General features: G+C 57.1%; 13 protein-coding genes. 2 read left to right on the forward strand and 11 right to left on the reverse strand.

Going from position 1 to position 15,938, the window contains the following annotated elements; genetic code table 11:
- Positions 1–22: 22 nt before the first annotated feature.
- The 5 genes from J7395_RS03940 to hutI all read right to left on the reverse strand — a co-directional run bounded on the left by J7395_RS03940 (position 23) and on the right by hutI (position 6,493).
- The gene (locus J7395_RS03940) at positions 23–1,120 is read right to left on the reverse strand and encodes a TRAP transporter substrate-binding protein (RefSeq protein WP_062950993.1); all 1,098 of its coding nucleotides are present in this window, start codon (positions 1,118–1,120) and stop codon (positions 23–25) included.
- A gap of 71 nt (positions 1,121–1,191) precedes the next feature.
- On the reverse strand, positions 1,192–2,868 hold the full coding sequence (gene hutU / locus J7395_RS03945; RefSeq protein WP_209220591.1) for a urocanate hydratase: 1,677 nt from the start codon (positions 2,866–2,868) through the stop codon (positions 1,192–1,194).
- Positions 2,865–3,674 carry an N-formylglutamate deformylase gene (gene hutG / locus J7395_RS03950; RefSeq protein ID WP_209220592.1) on the reverse strand — a complete coding sequence of 270 codons (810 nt, stop codon included), beginning with the start codon at positions 3,672–3,674 and terminating at the stop codon, positions 2,865–2,867. The genes hutU and hutG overlap by 4 nt, the downstream gene beginning before the upstream one ends.
- Positions 3,671–5,212: a histidine ammonia-lyase gene (gene hutH / locus J7395_RS03955; RefSeq protein ID WP_209220593.1), complete on the reverse strand. Its 1,542-nt coding sequence runs from the start codon at positions 5,210–5,212 to the stop codon at positions 3,671–3,673. Before hutH ends, hutG begins: the two co-directional genes overlap by 4 nt.
- Before the next feature lie 54 nt (positions 5,213–5,266).
- Positions 5,267–6,493 (reverse strand): imidazolonepropionase, encoded by a 1,227-nt coding sequence (gene hutI / locus J7395_RS03960; protein ID WP_209220594.1) that lies wholly within the window; start codon positions 6,491–6,493, stop codon positions 5,267–5,269.
- 79 nt (positions 6,494–6,572) lie between these two features.
- On the opposite strand from hutI, the gene J7395_RS03965 reads away from it, so the two are divergent.
- On the forward strand, positions 6,573–7,937 hold the full coding sequence (locus tag J7395_RS03965) for a formimidoylglutamate deiminase (RefSeq protein ID WP_209220595.1): 1,365 nt from the start codon (positions 6,573–6,575) through the stop codon (positions 7,935–7,937).
- Complete coding sequence (locus J7395_RS03970) at positions 7,934–8,638, forward strand: GntR family transcriptional regulator (protein WP_062950979.1); 705 nt, start codon at positions 7,934–7,936, stop codon at positions 8,636–8,638. Before J7395_RS03965 ends, J7395_RS03970 begins: the two co-directional genes overlap by 4 nt.
- An 877-nt stretch (positions 8,639–9,515) precedes the next feature.
- On the opposite strand, the gene thpR is transcribed toward J7395_RS03970, so the two are convergent.
- The 6 genes from thpR to J7395_RS04000 all read right to left on the reverse strand — a co-directional run bounded on the left by thpR (position 9,516) and on the right by J7395_RS04000 (position 15,868).
- On the reverse strand, positions 9,516–10,061 hold the full coding sequence (gene thpR, locus J7395_RS03975; protein WP_209220596.1) for an RNA 2',3'-cyclic phosphodiesterase: 546 nt from the start codon (positions 10,059–10,061) through the stop codon (positions 9,516–9,518).
- A 68-nt stretch (positions 10,062–10,129) separates the two neighbouring features.
- A complete protein-coding gene (locus tag J7395_RS03980) occupies positions 10,130–10,996 on the reverse strand; it encodes a pirin family protein (RefSeq protein ID WP_209220597.1) in 867 nt (288 codons plus the stop codon).
- A gap of 51 nt (positions 10,997–11,047) precedes the next feature.
- Entirely contained in the window at positions 11,048–12,088 is a 1,041-nt protein-coding gene (locus J7395_RS03985; RefSeq protein ID WP_209220598.1) for an NADP(H)-dependent aldo-keto reductase, read from the reverse strand.
- A gap of 144 nt (positions 12,089–12,232) precedes the next feature.
- Complete coding sequence (locus tag J7395_RS03990; protein WP_062950973.1) at positions 12,233–13,351, reverse strand: FIST C-terminal domain-containing protein; 1,119 nt, start codon at positions 13,349–13,351, stop codon at positions 12,233–12,235.
- A 152-nt stretch (positions 13,352–13,503) separates the two neighbouring features.
- Positions 13,504–14,205 carry a J domain-containing protein gene (locus J7395_RS03995; RefSeq protein ID WP_062950972.1) on the reverse strand — a complete coding sequence of 234 codons (702 nt, stop codon included), beginning with the start codon at positions 14,203–14,205 and terminating at the stop codon, positions 13,504–13,506.
- A gap of 904 nt (positions 14,206–15,109) precedes the next feature.
- The gene (locus J7395_RS04000) at positions 15,110–15,868 is read right to left on the reverse strand and encodes an arylesterase (protein ID WP_348541205.1); all 759 of its coding nucleotides are present in this window, start codon (positions 15,866–15,868) and stop codon (positions 15,110–15,112) included.
- Positions 15,869–15,938 lie beyond the last annotated feature (70 nt).

Genomic DNA, 15,938 nt, shown 5'->3' on the forward strand with positions numbered 1-15,938 from the left:
CCCGCGCCGGTCTTCAGTTCTATCAGAAGCCAAGGACCTTGGCGCGCGCATTCATCTGACCATTATCGGCATAGGTCATGTACCCGCCAATAAGATCGCGATACGCAACAAAGCTCTCAGTCGTTTTGCGTGTCAGTGCATCGTCACTTTCGCGAAGCTCGCCAATGACTTCGGCTGCTGCCTTGCCCATTGCCTCGATCACATCATCGGGCAACATACGCACCTGGACTTCCTGCTCGGCAACAAGCTGTTTCAGCGCCATCGCATGCTTGGTCTCGTACTCGGTCCAGACCTCGTTATAAAGGCTGTCGCAGGCAAATTTGACCACGGCCTTAAGATCGTCGGGAAGGTCAGCATATGCCTTGGCATTTACCGCGCATTCCTCGGCCGAGGACGGCTCGCCCACACCGGGCCAATAGTAATTCTTGGCAACCTGATAGAAGCCAAGCGCACTATCGGACCACGGACCGATGAACTCGCCCGCGTCAAGCGCACCAGACTGCAATGCCTGGAACATATCACGCCCGCCCATGGCCTGAACCGCCATGCCAAGCTTTGCACACATTTCCGATGCAAGGCCGGTGGTACGGAATTTAAGCCCCTTAAGGTCTTCGGCCGATTTGATTTCATTGCGGAACCAGCCGGCCCACTGCGGGCCGGAGTTCCCGCAAAGGAACGGTTTCAGTCCAAACTGGCCATAAATCTCGTCATAAAGTTCCTGACCGCCACCATGGGTCAGCCAGCCAACCTGCTCATCCGCGCGCAGGCCGAACGGCTGCGACCCGAACAGAAGAATGCCCTTGGATTTCGATCCCCAATAAGCCGGAACCGCGTGATAAATGTCCGCAGTCCCTTCGGCAACCGCATCAAACACGCCGTTGCCCGGCACCAGTTCACCGGCGGCATGCAACTTGACCTCGATCCGGCCACCCGAAAGGGTCGTGATGCGATCAGCCAGTTTCTGTGCGGCAACGCCTGGCCCAGGCAGGTTTTTGGGCCATGCGGTCACCATGTTCCACTGTCGCTTGTCCTGTGCAATGGCCGGGGTGGCAAAGGTCGCTGCGACAGCAGCAGCCCCGGCACCGGCAACACCGGCGGTCAGAAATTCACGTCTTTTCATTTTATATAGCCTCCTTGATGAAGAACCCTGATTGGTCGGGGGCATCTGCCCCCGGCCCGTATTTCGTCAGATTACTTGCCAAGAATCCCGGGAAGATTAAGCCCGTGTTCTCGTGCACAATCCAGTGCGATGTCATATCCCGCATCGGCATGACGCATCACACCGGTTGCCGGATCATTCCAAAGGACACGTTCGACCCTACGTGCGGCATCTTCCGTACCGTCACAACAAATTACCATGCCGGAATGCTGCGAAAAGCCCATTCCGACACCGCCACCATGGTGCAGCGAGACCCATGTGGCCCCCGATGCCGTATTCAGCAGCGCATTAAGCAACGGCCAGTCACTGACCGCATCCGAACCATCTTTCATGGCCTCGGTTTCACGGTTCGGGCTTGCAACCGAACCACTGTCCAGATGGTCGCGACCGATCACCACCGGGGCTTTCAGTTCACCGTTTTTGACCATCTCGTTAAAGGCAAGCCCGAGACGGTGACGCTGCCCCAGACCGACCCAGCAAATACGCGCGGGCAACCCCTGGAACGAAATGCGTTCACGCGCCATATCCAGCCAGTTATGCAGATGCTTGTCATCCGGAATCAGTTCCTTGACCTTCTGATCGGTCTTGTAGATATCCTCGGGATCGCCCGACAACGCCGCCCAGCGGAACGGACCAATCCCCTTGCAAAACAGCGGCCGGATATAGGCCGGAACAAATCCCGGAAAAGCAAAGGCGTTCTCGAACCCTTCTTCGAGTGCCATCTGACGAATGTTGTTGCCGTAATCGACGGTCGGGATACCCGCATCATGGAAGGCAACCATCGCCTCGACCTGAACGCGCATGGATGCACGCGCCGCCTTTGCCACGGCTTTCGGATCAGATTCCTGCTTTTCGCGCCATTCGGCCACAGACCAACCCTTTGGCAGGTAACCATGAACCGGGTCATGGGCCGATGTCTGATCGGTCACGATATCCGGGCGAACGCCACGTTTGACCAGTTCAGGGAACACATCGGCAGCATTACCGATTAGGGCAACCGATTTTGCCTCGCCCGCCTTGGTCCAGCGATCAATCATCGCCAGTGCTTCGTCCAGCGAATGGGTTTTTTCATCGACATAACGGGTACGAAGGCGGAAATCGGCGCGGGTTTCATCGCATTCCACGGCCAGACAGCATGCACCGGCCATCACGGCGGCCAATGGCTGTGCGCCGCCCATCCCGCCAAGACCACCCGTCAGGATCCATTTGCCCTTAAGGCTGCCGCCATAGTGCTGACGCCCGGCCTCGACAAAGGTTTCATAGGTGCCCTGAACGATGCCTTGTGATCCGATATAAATCCACGACCCCGCCGTCATCTGGCCATACATCGCCAGACCTTTTTTATCGAGTTCGTTGAAATGATCCCAATTGGCCCAATGCGGTACAAGGTTGGAATTGGCAATCAAGACACGCGGCGCGTCCTTGTGGGTGCGAAACACGCCCACCGGCTTGCCCGACTGCACCAAAAGAGTCTGGTCATCTTCCAGTTCCTTCAGGCTGGCAACGATCTGGTCGAAATCCTTCCAGGTACGCGCCGCACGGCCAATGCCGCCATAAACCACCAATTCATGCGGGTTTTCGGCCACATCGGGATGCAGGTTATTCATCAACATGCGCATCGGTGCTTCTGTCAGCCAGCTTTTCGCGGTGATTTCCGTGCCGGTTGCCGGATAGACGTCGCGCTGGTTATGCCGCGGATTTTTGCTCATGATTTGCCTCTTAACGTCGGGGCCAGTTCGGCCAATTTTTCAAGAATGGAAGTCAGATGCGTGCGCAGTTTTGCGGCACGGCTTTCGTCATAGGCCCAGGGTGCTGCCTCGGCCTGAAGATAGGTTGATTGCGCCAGTTCCATCTGGATGGCGTGCTGGTTGATATCGGGGCGACCGTAATGGCGCGTGGTCCAGCCGCCTTTGAAACGGCCATTGAGGATGCTGGTGTAATCCTTCGCCGCGGCACAGATATCACGCGTTGCCGCCTCGATCACCGGATCGCAGGTCGTGCCCAGATTGGTGCCAATATTGAAATCGGGAAGCTTCCCGTCAAACAGGAACGGGATGTGTGACCGGATCGAATGGCAATCATAGAGGATCGCAACCCCGTGCTTTTCACGCACCCGATCAAGTTCGCCTGCCAATGCCTGATGATAGGGCCTGTGAAAATGATGCGCCCGAAACGCGATATCATCGTCGTCAGGGGCCTGATCCCAGATATTTTCACCATCAAAATCGGTTAACGGCACCAAGGTCGTGGTGTTCTGACCGGGATACAGACTGACCCCTGCCGGGTCACGATTGGCATCGATCACGTAACGGTGGAACGTTGCCCGAACCGTCGTGACATTATCCAGAAGCCCGTCATAAAGGGTATGGATATGCCAATCCGTATCGGCAAGTTCGCGCCCGCGATCATTCAGTTTTGCGGCAATGTCGTCTGGAACATAGGTTCCCGTATGGGGCAATCCCAGAACGATGGGGCCATCGCCGTGCCTGACTTCAACCGGATTGCTCTTGGTCATGCGTTCCCCCCCACGACAAAACCCGAAAGTTTCGCGGCCGAAACAAGGCTGCCATCGGTTACCAGTTCCGCGGCCTTCTCCAGATCCGGGGCCATGTAGCGGTCCTGTTCGACGCTTGGAATGTCTTTGCGGACCATCGCCAGAACGTCCTGCAAACCGGCACTGGTTTTCAGCGGACGGCGGAATTCAACGCCCTGTGCCGCACAGATCAGCTCAACCCCCAGAATGTAGGAAAGGTTGGCATTCATCCGTGCCAGTCGGCGCGCGCCGTGGGCGGCCATCGATACATGGTCTTCCTGATTAGCACTTGTGGGGGTGCTGTCGGTCGAACACGGATTGGCAAGATGCTTGTTCTCGCTCATCAGCGCTGCCGTCGTGACCTCGGCAATCATCAGACCGGAATTCAAACCCGGATCGGGGGTCAGGAACGGCGGCAGGTCATGTGAAAGTGTCGGATCAACCATCAATGCCACGCGGCGCTGGGCAATCGCCCCGATTTCGGCAACGGCAAGCGCGATCTGATCGGCAGCAAAGGCCACCGGTTCGGCATGGAAATTGCCGCCCGAAACAATCCGGCCATCTTCTTTCAGAACCAGCGGATTATCGGTGACCGCATTGGCCTCGATCTCCAGTGTCTGCCCGGCAAAGCGCAGCAAATCCATCGCGGCCCCGGTCACCTGCGGCTGGCAGCGGATGCAATACGGGTCCTGAACGCGGGTATCGCCTTCGCGATGGCTTTCGCGGATTTCCGATCCGTCCATCAGGTCGCGCATCGACCGCGCGACATTGATCTGCCCCGGATGACCGCGCAGCGTATGGATTTCGTCCACCAGCGGGGCGGTCGATCCCATGATCGCATCGGTCGAAAGCGAGGCGGTCACAATCGAACTTGCGGCGTTGCGCCAGGCTGAAAACAGCCCGACCAATGCACATGCGGTTGAAAACTGTGTGCCGTTAATCAGGGCAAGACCCTCTTTCGGGCCAAGGACCACCGGCGTCAGACCTGCCTCTTTCAGGGCATCCGCACCGGCCATGGTTTCACCGCGATAGACCGCTTCGCCCGCCCCGATCATGACGGCCGTCATGTGGGCAAGTGGTGCCAGATCGCCCGATGCCCCAACCGATCCTTGTGACGGGACAACCGGGGTTACGCCATATTCCAGCATCCCCTCGATTAGGTCGATAATGTCCCAGCGCACACCCGATGCACCGCGCCCGAGCGACAGCAATTTCAACGCCATCATCAGACGCGTGGTCGGAATATCAAGCGCATCCCCGACACCGCAGCAATGGCTGAGGATCAGGTTGCGTTGCAGGGTTTCGGTATCCTTGGCCGCAATCTTGACCGATGCCAGTTTGCCAAAACCGGTATTGACCCCGTAAACCGCATCACTGCCTTCGGCAGCGGCACGTACCATCGCATGGGCGGCCTCGACCCCAGCCTTGGCCGACGGGTCCAGCTTCACGGCAGCCTGACTGCGCCAGATATGTTCAAGATCGGCCAGTTTCACTGAAGCAGGGATCAGGGTGACGGTCATTTTGCATCCTTGTCGAATACAGGTTTCGGGGCACGTGGGCAGAGTTCAGGGCGCCTAGCGCGTGACCGGAACCCCACCAAAAATACGTTCGAACAGCGGGTTGAACCCGATGCGGTATGAAAGCTCTGCCGGGTGCGACACATTCCAGATCGCCAGATCGGCACGCATCCCTGCCCTGACCTGCCCGGTATCGGACAGACCCAGCGCGCGGGAAGCATGGGCGGTTGCGCCGACCAAGGCTTCTTCGGGGGTCAGGCGGAATAATGTGCAGGACATATTCATCGTGAGCAGGATCGACATCAGCGGCGATGTGCCCGGATTGCAATCGGTGGCGACCGCCATCGGCACACCATGCTTTCGAAAGGCGGCGACGGGCGGCAACTGTTTTTCATGCAGGGTATAAAACGCGCCGGGCAACAGGACCGCGACCGACCCGGCTTTGGCCATCGCCATCGCGTCTTCTTCGTTGGCATATTCGACGTGATCGACCGACAACGCGCCATAGCTCGCGGCCAGTTTGGTGCCGCCGATATTTGAAAGCTGCTCGGCATGCAGTTTGACCGGGATTCCAAGCGCGCGGGCGACATCGAACACGCGGGTAATCTGTGCGGTATCGAACGCGATGCCTTCGCAGAAACCGTCAACCGCATCGACCAGCCCTTCGGCATGGGCGGCGCGCAAAGTCGGGATGCAGACCTCGTCTATATAACGATCCGGTTCACCCTTGAATTCCGCCGGGGTGGCATGGGCACCAAGGAAGGTGGTTTTGATCCGGACCGAACGATGTTTTTCAATCGCGCGAGCTGCGCGCAGCATGTTCAGTTCCGTCTCGCGGTCCAAGCCGTAACCAGATTTGACCTCGATCACGGCTACACCCTCGGCCAGCAGCGCATCAACCCGCGGCAGGGCACTTGCCAGCAATTCTTCGACGCTGGCGGCGCGCGTTGCGCTTACGGTTGAAACGATACCACCGCCTGCACAGGCGATTTCCTCGTAACTTGCGCCTTGCAGGCGCATTTCGAATTCAACGGCACGGTTGCCGCCATGCACGACATGGGTATGGCAATCAATCAGGGCCGGTGTGACCAACCGCCCGCCAAGGTCACGATAAGGGAATTTTTTGCTGTCTTTATAGTCTTCGGGGATCGCGTCGGCATCGCCGACCCAGACGATTTTCTCGCCCTCGATCGCGACGGCACCATTATCAATCATGCAATATGACAGTTGATCTTTGCCCGGCGCTTTATCGATCGCGACAATTTTCGCATTTCCCAAAAGCATGTAAAGCTCACCCTTGATAAGTCTGTTATTAAATATAATATGTACGTACATAATATCACTGTCAAGACGGGTATAGGCAATGACGGTTATCTGGGCAAATCAGGCACTTACGACTTCGGGTTGGGAAAACAACGTTCTGATCGAGATCGATCAAAGCGGCAGAATCTCTAGGGTTCAGGCCGATTCCCCTGCTGCTGGCAACCGTGTTGGCACGCTTTTGCCCGCTATATCAAACCTGCATAGCCACGCGTTCCAGCGTTCGATGGCCGGACTGACTGAAAAACGTGGCCCCGATCCCCGCGATACCTTCTGGACATGGCGGCAATTGATGTTCCGCTTCCTGGATCAGCTCACCCCGGATCACGTGCAGGACATTGCGGCCTTTGTGCAAATGGAAATGCTCGAAGCCGGTTACGCCAATAATACCGAGTTCCATTACCTGCACCATCAACCGGGCGGCGTTCCCTATGACAATATCGCCGAGATGGCCGAACGCATTGCTGCGGCGGCAAACATCACCGGTATCGGCCTGACGCTTTTGCCCGTACATTACCAGTTCGGCGGTTGCGACAAACGCCCGCTTGGCGCGGGACAAATCCGGTTTGGCAATGATCCGGAACGCTTTGCCAGACTGTATGAGGAAAGCGAAAAGGCGTTAAAATCCATGCCGTCCGACACACGCATGGGGGTTGCCCCGCATTCGCTGCGCGCCGTGGGGCGGGAGGACCTGATCGCCACCACGCGCCTGTCAAAGGACGGCCCTGTTCACATGCATCTGGCCGAACAGGTCGCCGAGGTCGAGGAAGTCGAGGCGTCCTGGGGCAAGCGCCCGGTCGAATGGCTGCTTGAAAATGCCGATGTTGATGAAAACTGGTGCCTGATCCATTGCACGCAGATGCAGGAACACGAAACACTTGGACTCGCCAGAACCGGTGCGGTTGCCGGGCTTTGCCCGATCACCGAAAGCAGCCTTGGCGACGGTATCTTTGATGGTGTGCGTTACCTGAATGCGGGCGGTACCATTGGTGTCGGATCGGATTCCAACATCCGTATTTCCCTTTCCGAAGAACTTCGGACACTGGAATACAGCCAGCGTCTGCGCGATAAATCGCGTGCTGCCCTTGCCACCCCGGAAAAATCCACCGCACGCCGTTTGTTTGATGCGGTTGCCAAAGGTGGCGCACAGGCGGCAGGCCGCGATGCCGGCCGGATCGAGGTTGGTGCGCTGGCCGACCTGATGGCGCTTGATGGCACGGCAGTTGACCTTATTGGTCGGACAGGCGATACGATCCTCGATACATATGTCTTTGCCGGAGATGATCGTATGGTGCGTGATGTCTGGTCGGCCGGTCGCCATGTCGTGACCGAGGGCCGCCATATCGCACATGATACGATCACGAGCCGGTATCGCAAGGTGATGGAACAACTCAAGGAAGCGGTGTGAGCACCACCACGGAACTGACAAACTGGCAATCGGTCCATGACGAGGTCCTGCGCCGCATTCACACCCGTGAATGGAAGCCCGGCGACCAGATCCCCAAGGAAGTCGAGCTGGCCGAGGAACTGGGCTGCGCGCGTGCGACCGTCAACCGGGCACTCCGTGAACTTGCCGCCGAGGGCTTCCTTGATCGCCGCCGCAAGGCCGGAACCCGTGTTGCCGCCCACCCGGTGCGACGCGCGCGGCTTGACATCCCGGTCATTCGGCTTGAGATCGAGGGCCGCGGCCAGAAATATACCTATGGCCTGCTATTGAGCGAGCGCCGCAGCCCGCCGCCGGAAATCTGCGCCAATCTGGGTGTCACCGCGGATAGCGACATGCTGCATATCACGTCGCTGCATCTGGCGGATGGCAAACCCTATATGTTTGAAGAACGCTGGGTTTCGGTCGCCGCCACCCCGGAAATTGTTGATGCTGACCTCTCGAAAATCAGTGCCAATGAATGGCTGGTGCTTCATGCCCCCTACACCAAGGGCGACATTTCATTTTCCGCTGTGCTGGCATCCGAAAACGAAGCCAAAATCCTGCGCACCCAAAAAAATGAACCGCTGTTCCTGATCGAACGCACGACCTGGGAGGGGGAAAAGGGCATTACCTCGGCCCGGCTGGTGTTTGCGCCGGGATATCGGATGCATACGGCACTTTAGACCTTCCGCAGAGCCTTTGGTTTCTGCGCATATCCGCCCCTTTTTTTCAGATTCCCTAAAAAGTTCTTGATTTGTTCTTTTAATTATGGCATAAGAGTCAAGTCAACGGGAGAAATGCACCCGGACCGAAACCCGCAGGGCCCTGAGCCTCGCGGGTTTTTGCGTTTGGGGCCGGATCAAAGAGGGTATCAGGATGCAGCGGCAAGGATTGAGGCAGGGTGGCGGGGCAGTCCGCAGGATATGGGTAGGGGGATGGCGGAGCCATTACGGCGGCATTCCACGTTAGTTCTAGTACGTTTCAAACACGCTTATTTGTCATGACGGGAGAGGTGCGTCTTGTCGGGGAATGGACCCCGAATTTGCCGGAAGCGGCAGCAATGGCAGCAGTGGCGGCATCGGATTGTGGCCCGTTGGTGGTGGACAGGTTGGGGGCAATACGCCCGAAGACCGTCTGTCGGTAAAAATGGCGAACGCCCGAGGTGTGTCTGGACGTCGGGGTGGCAGATTGTCGCCGTGGCGGGAGCGGGCAACGAACCGGTGGGCGGTCCGTGGGGCGTCAGTTGGCGAGGTTGCTGGAAGCCCGAGGTTTGTCCGGGCTTCATGGTCGTGGCATTGGCGAAGGGGCCGGAACGGGCAGCGAGGCTGGGGGCGTCTGGTGGCGAGGCTGGTGAAGGCATGAGATTTGTCCAGCGTTGCCGAAAGTGCCGTGTCGCCGGAAGGCACCGTGACGTGGGCCGTGAGCATGATGGTCGTCTCTGGAGCCCCAGGTTTGTTCGGGCTTCGTCAGTTGCGGGACGTCCGGTTTGGGGTTGGTTGCCCTGCTGTTGTCGCTGTCATGCTTCCGTGGTCATTGGTAGGAAACAGGGCAATGGAAGCCTTACCCGTTTGATCCGTCATAGGCCGCGACCACCCGGAATTCCGGGCCATCGACGGTTGAGTGGCTTTCGTAGAGGCAGAAGCGGTCAACGGTAAAAGTCCGGGATGTCAGGCCGATATTGTCGGCCACCGCCTGTTCGACGGTCGCACGGGCGGCGTCGCGGTTACGGCCAAGGGTGATGTGCGGGTTGAATTTGCGCATATCCATATCCGGGCATTCTTCAAGCCGCAGCAATGCCTTTTCCACGCGGTTTGCAAGACTGTGCAAGGCGGGCTGATCGGCGACACCGGCCCAGAAAATGCGCAGTTTCCGGGCGGATGCGAAGATGCCAAGGCCCTGCACGCGAAGATCGAAGGGTTCGAACGGGAGTTCTGACAGGGCCGCATCGATTTCACGGGCCAGACCGGGGTCGACATTGCCGATGAATTTCAGCGTGATGTGCATGTTTTCCGGGGTCTGGGCATCGAGCCCCCGGATCCCGCGCGCCAACGGGTAAAGGTCGTCGGCAATATCAGCCGGTATTTCGACGCCAACAAACAAACGCATATTCGGAACTCACGCACGACAATCTGGCAGATGGGGATTTGATCTTTAAGCGGGCGACCACCCGGGATTTATCCGGTCGAACGGCCCGGCAGCGGGATGATGTCATCCTCGCCCGGGATTTGCGGGAAACGGCCCGCGGCCCAGTCGGCCTTGGCCTTATCGATCCGTTCCTTGGAACTGGAAACAAAGTTCCACCAGATATGGCGATAACCGACCGGCAATCCGCCGAGCAGCATCACACGGCAATCGGATTGGGCGACGATATCGGGAATTTCTTCGGGCGGGACATAGATGAAGTTTTCCGGTTCATACAGGTCGCCGTCAATGCGCAGGCTGCCGGAAACGACATAAAGGGCGGCTTCCTGATTTTCACCGGGCAGCAGAAGCTGCGCACCGGCATCCATGCGGACATCAAGATAAAACAGCTTGGACTTGACCGGAACCGGCGCGGTTTTGCCAAATGCCTCGCCCGCGATCAGGCGCATATGCAAACCGGCATCATCAATGACCGGCAGGTCATCCCCGGCGATATGGAAAAATTCCGGATCGGATTCTTCTTCGTCTTCGGGGAGTGCGGCCCACAATTGCAGGCCATCGAGTTTATGATGGCTATTGCGCACCGCATCGGTTTCGCGTTCGGAATGGGTGATGCCGCGCCCGGCACTCATCCAGTTCAGATCGCCTGGCTGGATTTCAAGAAGGCTTCCAAGGCTGTCGTGATGGCGGATCGCACCTTCGAAAAGATAGGTGACGGTGGCAAGGCCGATATGGGGATGCGGGGCAACGTCAACACCCTGCCCCGGTTCGAACGATGCCGGTCCCATGCGATCAAAAAACACAAACGGACCGACAGACCGGACATCCCGATGTGGCAGGACGCGGCGCACGGACAGAGGACCAAGATTGGCTTCCTTGCCAGAGATCAGTGTGGACATGCGCCGCCTCCTTTTTAGGTCTGCTTCAGACTAATCTGGTTCGAACCTGCCTTACGGGCAAGGGTTGGGCCAGGTGGTCTGGATTTTCTCGATCTCGGCCAGAACGTCGTCAGACAGTTCAACATAGGCAGAGCCGATATTGGATTTCAGCTGTTCCATGCTGGTCGCACCAATGATATTGGCGGTCAGGAACGGGCGGGTATTGACGTAAGCGAGTGCCATCTGTGCCGGGTCGAGCCCGTTATCCTTGGCGAGTTTGACATAGGCCGTTGTCGCCTTGATGCCATTTTCCGTCAGGTAACGGCCGAAATATTGCGGCCAGATGGTTGTCCGTGCGCCTTCGGGCCGCGCACCGCCGATATATTTGCCCGACAATGCCCCACCGCCCAACGGCGAATACGCCAGAAGACCGGCATCTTCGCGGATCGAGCATTCGGCCAGACCGACTTCATAGGTGCGGTTCAGAAGCCCATAGGGGTTCTGCACCGAAACCACGCGCGGCCAGCCTTTTTTCTCGGCCAGTTCAAGGAACTTCATCAAGCCCCACGGGGTTTCGTTCGACAGCCCGATATGACGGATTTTGCCCGCCTGCACGAGGTCATGCAGGGCTTCGAGGGATTCCTCGATCGGGGTGAATTCCTCGTTCGCGTCATGGACGTAACCGAGCTTGCCAAAGAAGTTGGAATTCCGGTCCGGCCAATGGAGCTGATAGATATCGACATAGTCGGTTTTGAGCCGTTTGAGCGAACCGTCAATCGCCTCGTTGATCTGTGCGCGGGTCAGGCGCGGGCCGCCCCGGACATAGGGAAAACGTTCGGCCGGGCCGACAATCTTGGTGGCGATCACCAGATCATCGCGGCGACCGCGTTTTTCAAGCCAGTTGCCGATGATGGTTTCGGTTTTGGTGAAGGTTTCTTCCATCGCCGGAACCGGATACATTTCGGCGGTATCGATGAAATTGACTTCGTTACTGGTGGCGTAGTCAAGCTGTTCGAAAGCTTCGTCCTGGCTGTTCTGCTGGCCCCAGGTCATGGTGCCCAGGCAAATGACACTGACATTGATGTCAGTTCGTCCCAATCGACGATATTCCATAGATCAATCCCCTTTTGCGCCCTGATTGGGCGCACTTTATTTTCAATGGTATGAATATATCCCGGTCGCGGAGTGATGAAAGCTTTTAGCGCGAATTTTCTTGCAACATCATGGAATTGCAATGAATTTTCGACCGATTAGAGCCTAGATGAACAGGGTCAGAACCCCGGTATAGCTGTAAAAGCGATCATTGCAGACCTCGCCACTGCCGTAAAATCCGGTGAGCGGCAGATCACCGATTTCATCGCGGATGATCATCATTTCGCGGCTTTCGGTGCCAAACAGATGCGGCCCGCGGGCGACACAACTGCAATAAAGAGCACCGCGCGGTTTGCCCGGCAGGCGTTTTTGCAAATCAGCCAGCATGCGGCGCAGATCCTGTTCGGCGGCAACGCCGTCGCGCCGGACAAAACGGATGGTATCGCCCACCTGCACATCGCCACTGATGGCCATCAGGTTGTTGTGCGGATCGACCCCCATCAGGTTACGAACAACAAAATCGCCGGTGTCCGACCCCGGCACCATCAGGGCGACGTGATAGCGGCCCGAGGCGATGGAATGCTCGCTGCCGTCGGCTTCCATTTCCGATTTGAAAACGTCGAGTGCCGGACGGTCATCAAGGGTGGCGATAATTCCTTCGCGTCCCTCGGTCACGCGATGCACCGGCCCGACCGGGGTGCAGGCCTGACTGATGCCGACCTGTACCATTGTTTTGCCGGCAAACAGAACACCCGACAGGCCGCCATTAACGACCCTGTCGGCAATTTGCGGGGCACCGCGTTCGCCCGATGCAATACCGCCCACCAGATAGGTTGATCCCATGCGTGCCAGTTCGGACAGTGTTGCGAGACTTTCCGGGGCCGCCGGATCGCCATGGACAAGACCAAAGATCGGTTGCAGGCGATCAATCGCGCGCTGCAATTCCGGCGCGTCAAGATCGGCATCGGTTTTAAGCGGTTCGAAAATATGGAAATCGTCCGGGTCGATCTGGGCGACCATCACGGAGGCCGCCGGAACGCCGAAATAGGCGCGGCCTGATCCGCAGACACCAATGCCGACGGTGCCAACCCAGTGTTCAAGCGACAGGCGGGAGCGCAGGAAAGTCAGGATGCTGCCAAGATCGGCGGCCAGTGCCTCGGACACATATAAAAAAGCCAGTGCCTGTTGCGGCAATGGCTGTGTTTGCAATTGATCGGCCAGTTCGGTGGCGACTGCTGCCCAATTTTCCCCGCTGGCATGTGCCGCATGAAATTCAGCCGTCATGCATTCTCCCGCTTTTTGAAAACCTGCCTGATGATGTGGCGGTCCGTTTTCTTGGTCTTGTGGTTATCCAAGCTCTATCTAAGCATTCGGGGGGGCCATTCACAATGGGCGGATAAAGATTTCATTCCCGCCACGACAAAGCCTGTAACCCGTCAGGCAATATGCCGGCGCAACAGGTCCATGGCGGCATTAAGCTGTGTCATGCGTTGATGCGATCCATAATTGCTGTCGGGGTGGTGGATGGCGGCCAGAACGCGATATTTGGCGCGGATCGACTTTATGTCGGGCCGGGCATTGGGGGCAAAACCCATGACATGCAGGGCTTCGTTAAAGGTCGTGACCCCGCGATCCAGCGGTTCGAACGCCAGATTATCGACGATGGCGCGCAGACGTTCGAGTTCCTCGCGCGATTGCAAGAGTTCGACGGGTGGCTCGTGCTGCCGCTTTTTCATCGCGTGGGCTTCTTCAAGGGCCTTGCGTTCGGCGGCAAGGATATCGGCCTTTTCAACGCGCATCTTGACTTCGCCCTTGTCGAAATGCAGCGCCATATTGAGCGCCTTGCGCACCGCGATGATCGAATGCCCCGGTGGCAAACGCAATTGCAGCCTTGGTTTGCGCCGCCAGGGGCGGCCTTCGGCGGGGCCGGATTTCAGGACGATGGTTTCACGGTCACCGGGGGGCGGATCACCTGGATCCTCGTAATCCTCAATCGCGCCCTGGGGCACAATCAGCATGACGGAACGCGCCAGATCGGCGGCATTCACACCGCGCTTGGTCGCCAGCGCCAGAACGGCATCACGGAAAACCGATGAACACGGAATGGTATAGGATTGTTTGACGGATTGTGTTGCCATCGCCCCCTTATCGCCCCCTGCCCTATTTTTAGCTGTAAAATCAGCCTGTTAGATCACGCTTTCAGATATTGCCGTTCGTGAAACTGCCTGTTGAGGCAAAGTGTAGCGGTCGGGGACTCGGCCTGCAACTGCGTTTGTAGGCAAAATTGAATCGCTTCCGATTCATCCACAGGGAAAATCGGCGGTTTCTGTTTGATAATTTGAGAAGACACCCCAACTTAATACACTGATATTAAATGATATTTTTGGTTTTGCAGAAATTCGCCGGGCGCATCTTTGGTGTTTCATCAGCAAAAATCCGCGACGGCCTTACGAACACAAGGTCGCGCGGGGATTTCCAGCTAGTTCATTGTAATAAAATGATTATTCGGAATTTCCGGAAGTGCATTGCAGTTGGGTGGGCTTCCGGCATTTTCATCCATCCGGTGTGCCGGTCTGCTGCGTCGTGGTCATGCCAAAGCGTGTTACCTACAAATGCAGTTGCAGGTGGCAATATTCGAAACATAACCGAAAGTAAATGGTGTGTTAATTTCACACCTGATCAGGTGTTTTGAGCGGTTTTTGCCCGTTTTCGGGTCCGTTTTGATGATTTAAAACGCTCGTCCGCAACACATTAAACAATTGATTTAATTTGATTAAATTGGAATTTCCAGTTTCATCGCAATTGATCACGGCTATGGCGACAGTATCGTTTCGGTTTGTTTCCTAATTCTATCTACGAATGTAGTTTTTTGGTTGGATTTCGACGAAATTGCCGTGCCTGCGGGGCGGTTCCACACCCGTCCGGGAGCATTTTGGCACCCTTTACCACATTGTTATTGAACGGTTTTTCAGAAATCCGCCCAAAAACGACAAAGGCTGTGACGGGCGTCACAGCCTTTGGATCGTCAAATGTTCGGGAAAATCAGGAATCGGCTTCCAGCACGTTAATCACCTGGGGCAGGATGCGTTCAACGATCACCTTGACCCCGTCGGCATTGGGATGGATGCCATCATCCAGATTAAGGCTGGAATCGGCAGCCACCCCATCAAGGAAGAAGGGATAGAAGGCCAACTGATATTCAGCCGCCAGTTCGGGGTAGATTTCATTGAATTCAGCCCCGTATTCCTTGCCCATATTGGGCGGTGCCATCATTCCGGCCAGCAAAACTTCCACATCGCGATCGCGCAGTTTGCCGATGATGGCATCAAGGTTTTCGCGGGTCTGGGACGGTTCGACCCCGCGCAGCGCGTCATTGGCACCCAGTTCAAGCAACACCACATCGGGATCATCGACCAGCGCCCATTCAAGGCGCGAAAGGCCCGCAGCCGTCGTATCGCCGGAAACCGAACTGTTGATAACCTTGACGTTATGCCCGGCATCGCGAAGGGCGGCTTCAAGCCGTGGGGCAAAGCCATCCTCGTGCGAGAGGCCGTAACCCGCCATCAGGCTGTCGCCATAAAGCATCAGGGTTTGCGGGGCATTGCCCGAAGCAGTGTTTGCCGCATTGTCAGCCGCCTGGGCATCATGGATGCCAAACAGGCTCATCGCGCCAATCAGAATGCCAAAAGCCATACCGGCACAGCGGAACAACCGGCGGGAAAGCCCACCCAAAAGTCCGGTTTTTTGTTTGAAAGTGAACTGGTTAACAGCCGGGTCTTGCCCGAACAGCGTATATGCCACAAATCTCACCTTATGTTTTGTCATCCTGCACGGACGGTTACCCGTTGGTTACCTGCTGGTCACTCATTGG

The organism is Thalassospira sp. A3_1 (assembly GCF_017744215.1).
Lineage (GTDB): Bacteria > Pseudomonadota > Alphaproteobacteria > Rhodospirillales > Thalassospiraceae > Thalassospira > Thalassospira lucentensis_A.

Coding starts and splice junctions, on each gene's coding strand:
- J7395_RS03940 (WP_062950993.1), bottom strand. CDS start 1,120: ATGAAAAGACGTGAATTTCTGACCGCCGGTGTTGCCGGTGCCGGGGCT.
- hutU (WP_209220591.1), bottom strand. CDS start 2,868: ATGAGCAAAAATCCGCGGCATAACCAGCGCGACGTCTATCCGGCAACC.
- hutG (WP_209220592.1), bottom strand. CDS start 3,674: ATGACCAAGAGCAATCCGGTTGAAGTCAGGCACGGCGATGGCCCCATC.
- hutH (WP_209220593.1), bottom strand. CDS start 5,212: ATGACCGTCACCCTGATCCCTGCTTCAGTGAAACTGGCCGATCTTGAA.
- hutI (WP_209220594.1), bottom strand. CDS start 6,493: ATGCTTTTGGGAAATGCGAAAATTGTCGCGATCGATAAAGCGCCGGGC.
- J7395_RS03965 (WP_209220595.1), top strand. CDS start 6,573: ATGACGGTTATCTGGGCAAATCAGGCACTTACGACTTCGGGTTGGGAA.
- thpR (WP_209220596.1), bottom strand. CDS start 10,061: ATGCGTTTGTTTGTTGGCGTCGAAATACCGGCTGATATTGCCGACGAC.
- J7395_RS03980 (WP_209220597.1), bottom strand. CDS start 10,996: ATGTCCACACTGATCTCTGGCAAGGAAGCCAATCTTGGTCCTCTGTCC.
- J7395_RS03985 (WP_209220598.1), bottom strand. CDS start 12,088: ATGGAATATCGTCGATTGGGACGAACTGACATCAATGTCAGTGTCATT.
- J7395_RS03990 (WP_062950973.1), bottom strand. CDS start 13,351: ATGACGGCTGAATTTCATGCGGCACATGCCAGCGGGGAAAATTGGGCA.
- J7395_RS03995 (WP_062950972.1), bottom strand. CDS start 14,205: ATGGCAACACAATCCGTCAAACAATCCTATACCATTCCGTGTTCATCG.